9 protein-coding genes are annotated in these 13,228 nt (G+C 37.9%); all 9 read left to right on the forward strand.

What is annotated here, in order from left to right; genetic code table 11:
- The first annotated feature begins 43 nt into the window (after positions 1 to 43).
- The 9 genes from ML543_RS08910 to hfq all read left to right on the forward strand — a co-directional run bounded on the left by ML543_RS08910 (position 44) and on the right by hfq (position 12,543).
- Positions 44 to 1,780, forward strand: a complete 1,737-nt coding sequence (locus ML543_RS08910) for a 2-oxoacid:acceptor oxidoreductase subunit alpha (RefSeq protein ID WP_341482353.1) — start codon at positions 44 to 46, stop codon at positions 1,778 to 1,780.
- On the forward strand, positions 1,781 to 2,647 hold the full coding sequence (locus ML543_RS08915) for a 2-oxoacid:ferredoxin oxidoreductase subunit beta (protein ID WP_243386944.1): 867 nt from the start codon (positions 1,781 to 1,783) through the stop codon (positions 2,645 to 2,647).
- 281 nt (positions 2,648 to 2,928) lie between these two features.
- Complete coding sequence (gene miaB, locus ML543_RS08920) at positions 2,929 to 4,458, forward strand: tRNA (N6-isopentenyl adenosine(37)-C2)-methylthiotransferase MiaB (RefSeq protein WP_243386945.1); 1,530 nt, start codon at positions 2,929 to 2,931, stop codon at positions 4,456 to 4,458.
- 1 nt (position 4,459) lies between these two features.
- A complete protein-coding gene (locus ML543_RS08925) occupies positions 4,460 to 4,885 on the forward strand; it encodes a YlbF/YmcA family competence regulator (protein ID WP_243386946.1) in 426 nt (141 codons plus the stop codon).
- Between the two features lie 373 nt (positions 4,886 to 5,258).
- The gene (gene cotE, locus ML543_RS08930) at positions 5,259 to 5,813 is read left to right on the forward strand and encodes an outer spore coat protein CotE (protein WP_243386947.1); all 555 of its coding nucleotides are present in this window, start codon (positions 5,259 to 5,261) and stop codon (positions 5,811 to 5,813) included.
- A gap of 577 nt (positions 5,814 to 6,390) precedes the next feature.
- Positions 6,391 to 8,985, forward strand: coding sequence for a DNA mismatch repair protein MutS (gene mutS, locus ML543_RS08935; protein ID WP_243386948.1), 2,595 nt, complete (start codon positions 6,391 to 6,393; stop codon positions 8,983 to 8,985).
- A gap of 6 nt (positions 8,986 to 8,991) precedes the next feature.
- A complete protein-coding gene (gene mutL, locus ML543_RS08940) occupies positions 8,992 to 10,890 on the forward strand; it encodes a DNA mismatch repair endonuclease MutL (protein WP_243386949.1) in 1,899 nt (632 codons plus the stop codon).
- A 443-nt stretch (positions 10,891 to 11,333) separates the two neighbouring features.
- Complete coding sequence (gene miaA / locus ML543_RS08945) at positions 11,334 to 12,287, forward strand: tRNA (adenosine(37)-N6)-dimethylallyltransferase MiaA (protein WP_243386950.1); 954 nt, start codon at positions 11,334 to 11,336, stop codon at positions 12,285 to 12,287.
- Between the two features lie 31 nt (positions 12,288 to 12,318).
- Positions 12,319 to 12,543 carry an RNA chaperone Hfq gene (gene hfq / locus ML543_RS08950; protein WP_243387018.1) on the forward strand — a complete coding sequence of 75 codons (225 nt, stop codon included), beginning with the start codon at positions 12,319 to 12,321 and terminating at the stop codon, positions 12,541 to 12,543.
- The last annotated feature ends 685 nt before the right edge of the window (positions 12,544 to 13,228 follow it).

Below are 13,228 nucleotides of genomic sequence, written 5' to 3' on the forward strand. Positions count from 1 at the left end.
GTAATTATTACTAAGCTTTCATACCAAAAAGGGGTGTACATAAATGGTGAATCAACTGTCTTGGAAAGTTGGTGGACAGCAGGGTGAAGGAATTGAGAGTACAGGAGAAGTATTCTCTATTGCATTAAACCGCCTTGGCTACTATTTATATGGATATCGTCACTTTTCATCTCGTATTAAAGGTGGACATACGAATAACAAAATACGAGTAAGTACAACACAAGTGCGTGCTATTTCCGATGACTTAGACATTTTAGTCGCATTTGATCAGGAAACGATTGATGTAAATTTTCATGAACTAAGAAACGGTGGCATTGTCATTGCGGATGCGAAGTTTAATCCGAGCATCCCGGATGATGAAAAAGTTACACTATACTCCGTACCGTTTACGGAAATTGCAACGGAACTTGGCACATCGTTAATGAAAAACATGGTTGCGATCGGGGCAACAAGTGCTGTATTAGATTTTGAACCTTCCCTTTATCGTGAAGTTGTGCAGGATACATACGGTCGAAAAGGTGAACAAGTCGTAGAGAAGAATATGCAGGCAATACAAAAAGGTGCCGAGTATATGAAAATCGAGCTTGGTTACAATCGGACAGATCTTTATTTAGAAAAAGCTGGTGGGAAGAAGCGAATGTTTATGATCGGAAATGATGCGATTGCATTAGGCGCCTTAGCAGGTGGTTCTCGCTTTATGGCAGCTTATCCGATTACACCGGCTTCGGAAATTATGGAATATTTAATTAAGAAGCTTCCGAACTTTGGAGGAACCGTTATTCAAACGGAAGACGAAATTGCAGCATGTACGATGGCGATTGGAGCGAATTATGCGGGGGCTAGAGCCTTTACAGCTTCTGCTGGACCAGGACTTTCATTAATGATGGAAGCCATTGGCTTATCGGGTATTACAGAGACGCCTTTAGTCATCGTTGATACGCAGCGCGGTGGACCGAGTACAGGCTTGCCAACGAAACAAGAGCAGTCAGACTTAATGGCGATGATTTACGGTACCCATGGAGAAATTCCAAAGATTGTTTTAGCTCCAAGTACGGTTCAAGAGGCGTTCTATGATACTATTGAGGCATTTAACTTAGCGGAAGAATATCAATGTCCTGTTATTTTATTATCTGATTTACAGCTGTCTTTAGGGAAGCAATCTGTCGAGCCACTTGAATACGATAAAATTCAAATTCGCCGTGGTAAGTTAGTAGACGAAGAATTACCGGAGCTTGAGAATAAAGGATACTTTAAACGCTACGAAGTAACTGAAGATGGGGTTTCTCCACGCGTCATTCCAGGAATGAAAAATGGAATTCACCATGTAACAGGTGTTGAACATGATGAAACTGGAAAACCATCTGAAGTTGCACAAAACCGTAAAGATCAAATGGATAAGCGATTGCGTAAACTCGAAAAGATCAAGTTCCCGAATTCTATTCATCAAAATGTGAAACATGAGGATGCAGATGTTTTAATCGTTGGCTTTAACTCGACACGTGGAGCAATTGAAGAGGCGATGGAACGATTAGAAAAGGACGGAATTAAGGTGAATCATGCACACGTCCGACTTATTCATCCATTCCCTACAAACGAAATGCTACCTCTTGTTGAAAAAGCAAAGAAAGTAGTCGTGGTTGAAAACAATGCGACAGGACAACTTGCGAACATTATAAAAATGAATGTCGGTCATGCGCAAAAAATCGTTTCCGCATTAAAATACGACGGAAATCCTTTCTTACCGCACGAAATTCATACTAAATGCAAGGAGTTGTTTTAAATGGCGACATTTAAAGATTTCAGAAATAACGTCAAGCCTAACTGGTGTCCAGGGTGCGGAGACTTTTCCGTCCAAGCTGCGATTCAACGTGCGGCAGCAAATGTTGGGTTAGAACCACATGAACTTGCAGTCATCTCAGGTATCGGTTGTTCCGGGCGTATTTCAGGATACATTAACTCGTACGGATTCCATGGAATTCACGGTCGAGCATTGCCAATTGCTCAAGGTGTTAAAATGGCGAATAAAGAGTTAACGGTCATTGCATCTGGTGGAGATGGCGATGGATTTGCGATTGGTATGGGACATACTATTCATTCGATTCGCCGAAACATTGATATCACGTATATTGTCATGGACAATCAAATTTACGGATTAACGAAAGGCCAAACATCTCCACGAAGTGAAGTTGGATTTAAAACGAAAAGTACGCCAAAAGGTTCGATTGAATCACCTTTATCTGTTATTGAAATGGCTTTAACAGCAGGTGCAACCTTTGTGGCTCAAAGTTTTTCAACAGACTTAAAAGATTTAACTTCCTTAATTGAGCAAGGGATAAATCATAAAGGCTTCTCTTTCATTAATGTTTTCAGCCCTTGTGTTACGTATAATAAAATTAACACATACGATTGGTTTAAAGAGAACTTGACGAAGCTATCTGATGTGGAAGGCTATGACCCAGCAAATCGTGCGCAAGCGATGCAGACGGTAATGGAACACAATGGTCTTGTGACAGGATTAATCTATCAAAATACAGAGCAGCCATCGTATCAGGAACTTGTACCAGGATACAGTGATGACCCGTTAGCAAACGCTGATTTACAGATTAGCAAAGATCAATTCGAAGAATTAATGAAAGAATTTATGTAAAGTAGAATGTTAAAACGATTGTAATAAAGCTTACCGAAATCAAAACGAAGCGATTCATAGAATCGCTTCGTTTTTTTATCTCTATTTTATGTGATCCTAATTTGGTTAAAGTTTCATTGTCTTCACAAAACTTTCGTTCGCATCTAATAGAAAAAACGTGTAAAATAAAGCAGTGTAAGGAATAATGGTTGTATTCGCTACATTTTCCTTATATACTATAAAATTGTGTACTCTTACCATCCTTTATGCATTGGATTGTTTTTTGAAAGGAGAATGCAAACATGAATGAAAAACAACGTTTAGAATCCACACAAGTAAATCCTTCGGACAAAAAATCCGAAAAGGATTATAGTAAATATTTTGAATCTGTTTTTATGCCTCCTTCTTTAAAGGAAGCTAAAAAACGCGGAAAAGAAGATGTAAAATACCATCATGATTTTAAAATTCCAGAAGAGTTCAGAGGCATGGGTGATGGCCGAAAATTCTACATCCGTACGTACGGATGTCAAATGAACGAGCATGATACAGAGGTTATGGCTGGTATTTTCATGGCGTTAGGGTATGAACCGACAGATCGTGTCGAAGATGCGAACGTGATTTTATTAAATACATGTGCAATTCGTGAAAATGCGGAAAATAAGGTGTTCGGTGAAATCGGCCATTTAAAATCTTTAAAAATGGAAAAGCCAGACCTTCTTCTTGGTGTTTGCGGATGTATGTCTCAAGAGGAGTCTGTCGTTAACAAAATCTTAAAACAGTATCAATATGTTGATATGATTTTCGGTACACATAATATCCACCGTCTGCCTCATATCTTAAATGATGCATACATGTCAAAAGAGATGGTTGTGGAAGTTTGGTCGAAGGAAGGAGACGTCATTGAAAACCTTCCGAAAGTTCGAAAAGGAAATATTAAGGCTTGGGTTAACATTATGTACGGATGCGACAAATTCTGTACGTACTGTATCGTACCTTATACACGAGGTAAAGAGCGTAGCCGTCGTCCAGAAGAGATTATTCAAGAGGTGCGTCATTTAGCTGCGCAAGGATATCAAGAAATTACGCTTTTAGGACAAAACGTAAACGCGTACGGAAAAGACTTCGAAGATATGGAATACGGTTTAGGAGATTTAATGGATGAGCTTCGCAAAATTGATATTCCACGTATTCGTTTCACGACAAGTCATCCACGTGACTTTGACGATCACTTAATTGAAGTATTAGCAAAACGTGGGAATTTGGTAGAGCACATTCATTTACCAGTTCAATCGGGCTCAAGCGATATTCTAAAAATTATGGCGCGTAAATATACACGTGAGCAATTTTTAGAGCTTGTTCGTAAAATTAAACAGGCGATTCCGGACGTTACACTGACAACTGACATTATCGTTGGATTCCCGAATGAAACGGACGAGCAATTCGAAGAAACATTATCTTTATATAGAGAAGTAGGCTTTGAATCAGCTTATACATTCATTTATTCACCGCGTGAAGGTACTCCTGCGGCTAAAATGAAAGATAATGTTCCGATGGAAGTGAAAAAAGAACGTCTTCAACGCTTAAATGCGCTTGTAAATGAGTTATCTGCTGAAGCTATGAAAAAGTATGAAGGTCAAGTTGTGGAAGTTCTTGTAGAAGGTGAATCAAAGAATAACCCAGAAATCTTAGCTGGATATACACGTAAAAATAAATTAGTCAACTTCAAAGCACCTAAATCAGCGATTGGCAAACTTGTAAAGGTGAAAATTACAAAAGCAAAAACATGGACATTAGATGGGGAAATGGTAGAAGAAGCGGTCGAGGTGAAATAAAATGGCGTATACTAAGGACGATATTTTAAAAAAAGCGGAAGAACTAGCGCAAATGATCTCTGAAACAGAACAAGTTGAGTTCTTTAAAAAGGCAGAAGCGCAAATTAACGAAAACCAAAAAGTACGCGAAATGATTGCAAGTGTAAAAAGTTTACAAAAGCAAGCGGTAAATTTCCAACATTACGGAAAACATGAAGCGTTAAAGCAAGTGGAAGAGAAAATTGATCGTTTATTAGAAGAGTTGGACGAGATTCCAATCGTGCAACAATTTAAAGAGTCTCAAGTGGAGGTAAATGATATCCTTCAACTTGTCGCAAATACAATCTCTAACCACGTTACAGATGAAATTATTCGCACAACGGGCGGAGATTTATTGCAAGGAGAAACAGGTTCAAAACTACAAAACTCGCCAAAAGGTACTTGCTAATTTATAAAGAGAAAAGCGGATGAAAAGAATTGTTAATTCTTTTCATCTGCTTTTTTTTGTTCAAAATGAATTAACCAGTGAATAGGATGAATTAAGCATTATTTCCAATTTCATTAGTCCCTTTCCTTAAAAGGGTGGCGTTCATTTGGAATTTTATTTCATGTGAAGCTTTAAAATATGAGGCTAGGTTTATTTCTCTGAAAAACATGTTTAATAAATCATGCAAATTATTAATTTTAGTACATATTTAAAAAAGCTCGCATAGAATGAACTAGAAGGACTTATGAGTATATTCATCATGTCAGATGTTGCAAAGGTGACCAAAATACAAAACTCATGATTTGAAGATTGTTTTGAGGAGGGTATGCTTACCATGTCTGATTACAGAGAAATTATTACAAAAGCTGTTATTGCCAAAGGGAGAAAATTTACGCAAGCAACACATACGGTTTCCCCAGGGCGAAAGCCTGCAAGTATTTTAGGTGGTTGGATTATTAACCATAAATACGATGCGAGTAAAAAAGGAAAAGCGGTGGAGATTGCGGGAAGCTACGATATCAATGTGTGGTATTCCTTTAATGACAATACAAAGACAGAAGTCGTGACGGAAACCGTAAAGTACAATGACGTCCTGAAATTGCGATATAAAGATGATAATTACTTAGATGATGATCATGAAGTAGTAGCACGCGTTCTGCAACAGCCAAACTGTTTAGAAGTAACGATATCTCCAAGCGGTGAAAACATCGTCGTGCAAGTGGAAAGGGAGTTTCTTGCAGAAGTAATAGGTGAAACGAAAGTAGCGGTTTCCATCAATCCTGAAGGGCTTACGACAGAAGATGAAGAATGGGATGACTGGGAAGAAGATTTGGAAGACGAAATTGAAGACTTGGATCCAAACTTAATTGTAGACGAACCAGAAGAATAAAACGTAACTAGGGAGATTCTCTTCCTAGTTTTTCTTTTTGGTTAGCTGTTTTATAGATTTAGATACCAATTCAGTAGGGACAGGACAAGCAGTATCCCCACAAGACAAGCAGATGAGTCGAGGTGTTTGTTAAAAAGGGGAATCGAAACTAGAAGGGCTGTGCCCACGGAAAGCAAGTGTCTGGAGCGCAATGTCTAGAATTCATTCAAAAATGTCTGAAAAAGCAAAAATCTATACGAAAACAGCTTTAAAAAAATCTCATTGTAAAAACGTCACTTTAAATTTTCTAGAAAATAGCTAGAAGTACTACGTCTATAGGCCATTCCCTCAATCCCCCAATAATGCAACAACGTTCACGTAACGAGTTGAGAATGATTTGATAAAAATCGTTATGAAACACAATAATCAGTTAAGATAATGATCGTTTGGAACCTCGGATTTTATGATATAATATACTTTGCTTATTCAGGATTTGTCTCATTGATTGTTGCTGGAGAATGAAGAAGTGTTGGATGTAGCAACAAGATTGAGGGATTAGTCTTGATGTTTGATTATTTTTGAAGTTGGGGGATCTTCCATGGCAACATATACGCCGATGATACAACAATATTTGCGCATAAAGGCAGACTACCAGGATGCCTTTTTATTTTTTCGCCTAGGCGATTTTTATGAAATGTTCTTCCAAGATGCTGTAAAAGCATCTCAAGAGTTAGAAATTACGTTAACAAGCCGTGATGGAGGTGGAGCAGAGCGTATACCGATGTGCGGTGTTCCTTACCACTCGGCTGCGAATTATATTGAACAATTGATAGAAAAAGGTTATAAGGTCGCTATTTGTGAACAAACTGAGGATCCAAAACAAGCAAAAGGTGTCGTCAAACGTGAAGTCGTTCAACTGATTACACCTGGTACTGTTATGGACGGAAAAAATTTAAATGATAAACAAAATAACTTTATCGCAGCAATTGAGCAGTATGAAGCTGCGATCTCGGTCGCGTTAACGGATTTATCGACGGGTGAATCCCATGTTACTTTGGTGCGTACGATTGACGAAGCAATTGGCGAATTGTATTCGCATCAAGTGCGTGAAATCGTTATTAGTAGTCAATTTCAAGATGAATATCGAAAAAAAATTCTCGAGCGCTGCTCAGCTACGTTTTCTGTCGAAGAAGGTATGACGGATTCAAGTCATTTTCAACGCTTATGTCAACACTTAAAGGATGAGCGCTTAACTTCAGCGTTTGGAAAGTTGTACGCATACCTATACCGTACTCAAAAAAGAAGCTTAGACCATTTGCAAACTGTGCGTTTTTATCAACTTCACGATTTCTTGAGAATGGACTTGTTTTCAAAACGGAATTTAGAGTTAACCGAAACCATCCGCACGAAAGGGAAGAAAGGTTCACTTCTTTGGTTACTTGATGAAACCAAAACAGCAATGGGCGGAAGACTACTGAAGCAATGGATTGATCATCCGCTCATAAACCGTTCTGAAATTGAAAAGCGTCACCAGCTGGTCGAGCTATTAATCAACAACTTTTTTGAGCGTGAAGAACTGAGGGAACGACTGAAAGAAGTATATGACTTAGAGCGTTTAGCTGGTCGTGTGGCATTTGGAAGTGCCAATGCACGCGACTTAATTCAGTTAAAAAAATCACTTCAAAAAATACCAGAAATTAAATCGATCATTTCTTCCTTTCAAAATGAAGATGCTAGGAAAATGGCAGATGAAATGGACCCATGTGAGTCACTTACAAAGAAATTGGACGAAGCATTATTAGAAAACCCTCCACTTTCCGTGAAAGAAGGAAATTTAATTCAAGATGGCTTTCATGAAACGTTAGACAAATATCGTGATGCAAGCCGAAATGGGAAGAAGTGGATTGCAGAACTGGAGCAAAGAGAAAGACAGGAAACGGGAATTAAGTCATTAAAAGTCGGATTTAATAAAGTGTTTGGTTATTATTTAGAAGTTACAAAAGCTAATCTTCATTTATTGCCAGAAGGGCGGTTCGAACGAAAACAAACGCTCGCGAATGCAGAACGGTTTATTACGGCAGAGTTAAAAGAGAAAGAAGCACTAATTTTAGAAGCTGAAGAAAAAAGTGTCGAGTTGGAATATGAGTTGTTTGTGAGTTTGCGAGAAGAAGTAAAGAAGTATATCCATTCTTTACAAACGTTAGCTAGAAAGATAAGTGAGTTAGATGTTTTACAATGCTTTGCTGTGATTAGTGAAGAACGTCATTACACGAGACCGACATTTTCTGACGATGAACTGTGGATTGAAGAAGGCAGACATCCTGTTGTAGAAAAAGTGATGAATTCACAAGAATATGTACCAAATGATTGTTTAATGAAAAAAGAACGGAATTTGTTATTGATTACGGGTCCGAATATGTCAGGGAAAAGTACGTATATGCGTCAAGTGGCGTTAACAGCCATTTTAGCGCAAATTGGCTGCTTCGTACCTGCTAAACGAGCGGTACTGCCAATCTTTGATCAAATATTTACCCGAATTGGGGCTGCAGACGACCTTGTATCTGGACAAAGTACGTTTATGGTCGAAATGTTGGAAGCAAAAAATGCTATTGATAACGCGACAGCTAAAAGTCTTATCTTATTTGATGAAATTGGACGCGGCACATCAACGTATGATGGAATGGCCCTTGCACAAGCGATGATTGAATACATTCATGATTACATCGGATCTAAAACACTCTTTTCCACCCATTATCATGAATTGACTGTTTTAGAAGAGCAGTTAGATGACTTGAAAAATGTGCATGTAAGTGCTATTGAAGAGAATGGGAAAGTCGTCTTTTTACACAAGGTTAAAGAAGGGGCAGCAGATAAGAGCTACGGAATTCATGTGGCAGAGCTGGCGCAATTACCTGATAAAGTGATTGAACGAGCAAAACAATTACTGGCGCAATACGAAAATACAAGTGACAAAGAAGAGCCTAAAGAAAAAAAAGTGAAAAGTGAAGTGATACAAGAAGCCCAGCTTTCGTTTTTTGCAGCACCTTCAGAAACGAAAAAAGAAACAGGACAAAAAAAGAACGAAAAAGAAGTATTACAACAATTAGCTTCTCTAAATTTACTTGATATGACGCCATTAGACGCAATGAATGAGCTATACAACATTCAAAAGAAGCTAAAAAAAGAGGTGTAACGGTTTATGGGAAAGATCATCCGGTTAGATGATCAGTTATCCAATAAAATTGCAGCAGGTGAAGTCGTTGAACGACCTGCTTCCGTTGTGAAAGAATTGGTTGAGAACGCGATTGATGCCCACGCTTCCATCATTGAGATTGAAGTGGAGGAAGCGGGTTTAAGTAAGATTAGAATTATTGATGATGGGGATGGCATTGAAGCAGATGATTGTTTAAATGCTTTTCATCGTCATGCAACGAGTAAAATAAAAGATGAAAATGATTTGTTTCGAATTCGAACGTTAGGGTTTCGGGGAGAAGCCCTCCCTTCCATTGCTTCAGTTTCTCACGTTGATTTAAAAACGAGTACGGGCGATGGACCTGGAACGAGGCTTGTGTTAATTGGTGGAGAAGTCAGAACTAACGAATCGTTTGCGAGTCGGAAAGGGACTGACATTACCGTTTCCAATTTATTTTTTAATACTCCAGCTCGACTGAAATATATGAAGACAGTTCATACTGAATTAGGAAATATTACCGATGTCGTAAACCGACTTGCACTAGCGCATCCACGCATTTCTTTTAAACTATCTCACAATGGAAAAAGGCTGCTCTACACGAGTGGAAATGGGGATGTTCGACACGTATTAGCGTCGATTTATGGCATGGCTGTTGCAAAAAAGATGATTCCTATCCAACTCGAATCTCTCGATTTTTCCATTAAAGGCTATATCTCTTATCCTGAAGTAACTCGCGCATCACGAAATTATATATCTACTATATTAAATAGACGTTACGTGAAAAATTTCACGTTATCAAAAGCGTTGTTAGATGGGTATCACACGCTACTTCCGATTGGACGTTATCCTATAGCTCTGTTAGAAGTGGCGATGGATCCAATTTTAGTCGATGTTAATGTGCATCCTTCCAAGCTTGAAGTAAGAATTAGTAAAGAGCAAGAGCTTTTTGAGTTAATCTCAAATGGGGTAAAAGACGCCTTTAAAGAAAAACAACTGATTCCATCTGTATCGATCCCGATAAAAAAAGAAAAGGAAAAAGTTGAGCAGCAATCAATCACATTTGAACATCAAATTCATGAACCTTCAAAAGAAAAAAAACCTGAGCCAACCATTTTTAAAAAGGAACAGGATACTTCAGTTGATGACGTGAAGTTTGAAGTAAAGCTAGAGCCAGAGCAAGAATCAATTATTCGAGAAGAAGAAGAACACCCTGATTTAGAGGTAGAAAAGGGAATAGAGAGTGAAAATACGATTGACAACACATGGGAAGCTGAAGAGGAGAGCGTACTAGAAGAGATAGGGGAAGGAGAATCGATTGAAAGTCGTGTACCGCCGATGTATCCGATTGGTCAGATGCACGGTACGTATATTCTCGCTCAAAATGAAACGGGTTTATATATCATTGACCAACATGCTGCGCAAGAACGAATTAAATATGAATATTTTCGAGAAAAGGTTGGAGAGGTCATCGATGAGGTTCAAGAGCTTCTCGTTCCGATTACGCTATCGTATTCATCCGATGAATCGTTCATTATTGATGCACATATGGATGAGCTTAAAAAAGTGGGGGTCTTTTTGGAGTCCTTTGGCCGAAATTCGTATTTAATACGTAGTCATCCGACATGGTTTCCACAAGGAGAGGAACAGCAACTTATTGAAGAAATTATTCAACAAGTGATCGATGATAAAAAGACGGATATTAAAAAACTACGTGAAGAAGCGGCCATTATGATGAGTTGTAAAGGTTCCATTAAAGCAAATCAACATTTAAGAGACGATGAAATTTTTTCGCTGTTAGAGACTTTACGAAATTGTGAAGATCCATTCACTTGTCCACATGGTCGACCAATTCTTATTCAATTTACGACATATGAAATGGAAAAAATGTTCAAGCGGGTTATGTAATTGAACTGAAACAAAGGAAAAATAACTTAAAACAACACAATAAAAAACACTATTAATCTAAAAGTAGCATTCAATCATGAGGAGAATGCTACTTTTTCTCTTTTTCGTAGTCTGTTTTTGTACACAATGCGATTAGGTTATGAATTAATGGAGTGAAAGTCGGTGACTCCGCCGGGAACAGTATGAGGTGAAGACACCAGAGGGGAGCTTGTGAGATGAGGAGGGTATCATAGAATAAACCTCTGCTAATTGCGACTATCTTTTGCATTAGACCCTTTTGCTAAAAAACAATCTTTCAGAAAACAGACTTTGTGTAATAGTTTATATATGATGGCGGTAAGAGGTATAAATAAGAAAAAATAGGAAATAATGTATTGGTGTTTTCCTGTGAAACATGGTAGGATGAAAGCGTATATTTTTGTTAGGTGTGAAAGAGTGGTTTCATGGAAAATAAAAATGAAAAGGTAATCGTCATTATCGGACCCACTGCGGTTGGAAAAACGAAATTAAGTATAGAATTAGCAAAAAGATTCAACGGTGAAGTTATAAGTGGCGATTCCATGCAAATATATAAAGGAATGGATATTGGTACAGCGAAGATTAAGCAAGAAGAAATGGAAGGTATTCCCCATCATTTGCTAGATATAAAGTCGCCAGAAGAATCTTACTCGGTAGCTGAATTTCAGTCGATGGTTCGTCCTCTTATTACAGATATAACGAATCGCGGAAAAATGCCGATGATTGTCGGGGGTACTGGGCTGTATATTCAATCTGTATTGTATGATTATAAATTTACCGATTCAAAAGGAAATGAACAGCTGCGGTCTGAATTAGAAAAAAAGGCTGCAATAATGGGAAAAGAAGCATTGTATGAAGAGCTTGTGCAAATTGATCCCGTGTCTGCTAAGAAAATTCATCCCAATAATGTTCGAAGAGTTATTCGAGCGTTAGAAATTTATTATGATTGCGGCAAAACAATGAGCGAAGTTGAACATACGAATGAAGCGAATCCTCTGTATGATGTTGCGTTAATAGGGCTTACAATGGACCGAGAACAATTATATAAACGGATTAACTATCGAGTCGATCTTATGGTAGAAGAAGGTTTATTAGAAGAGGTAAAAGGGTTATACAAAACGGGCTTGCGTGACTGTCAATCAATACAAGCTATTGGATATAAAGAAATCTACTCCTATTTGGATGGAGTTCAATCACTTGATTCTGCCATAGAGCAGCTAAAACAAAATTCTCGTCGGTACGCGAAGCGACAATTAACATGGTTCCGTAACAAAATGAATGTGGAGTGGTTTGATATGACTCCCCCTCTTTCTATGGATGAAAAGGTGGAGGAAATTTTTCAATATATTGCAGGAAAGTTTTCGGGAAAAGAGAATTAATTACATATAGAGAATAGAGGAGGACGAAATGATGAAACAACCAATTAATATTCAAGACCAATTTTTGAATCAGCTTCGTAAAGACGGTTCTTTTGTTACAGTGTTTTTGTTGAATGGCTTCCAATTACGTGGACAAGTAAAGGCATTTGATAACTTTACCGTGATGCTGGAGACAGAAGGGAAGCAACAGCTTATTTATAAGCATGCGATTTCAACGTTTGCTCCACAAAAAAATGTTCAAATTGATTTTGAATAATTGAATCTCAAAAGCTGAAGGTCATTTTATTGACTTTCAGCTTTTTTCGTTAGGTTAATTTTGAAAGGCTCTTTTCTGAAGAATTGTTGCTTTTTGTGTGTATAAAATATATTGTTGAGAATCGTTTCCCCCCTTTGAAAAGGAGTGACTTCCTTCCCGCGGAAAGCAAATGTTCGTAGTTTATTTCAATAATGATTGAAAAAGTAACAATCTATACGAAAACAGCCTTATGAAATATTGATCATGAGACAAAGGCCATACAGACAAGCTTGAGGTTGTTCGAAAAGTAGATCGAAAAACTAGTCAGGCCAACAACGTCTGCCTGTCGCATGAATGAGTGCAACTGAAACACCAACCTATTAGAAAAGAGAAGAGATTTTTTAGAGAACTACTTGTCGTCTTTTTAACCATACGAAACCCGAAGCGGCTAGCGAAATATTTTATGGCATGAAAAAAATGGAGCTAAAAAATTAGGTTTGTCCTTGCGCACTTTTTGCATACATTACAATAATGGTGTACATCTTGAATATTTCTTGGGAAAGCGCACAATTCATCATTTTCCAACAATGTTCATCTAATGAAGTCTTTTATTCGATTAGTTTGTCGATAGAGAAAGAGAGGTGAGCTCGGTGGATCAAGCAGTTACTTTTAAAAATAACGGACAAATGAATATTGTTTTAAAACA

Source organism: Bacillus kexueae (assembly GCF_022809095.1).
GTDB classification, from domain to species: Bacteria; Bacillota; Bacilli; order Bacillales; family Aeribacillaceae; genus Bacillus_BZ; species Bacillus_BZ kexueae.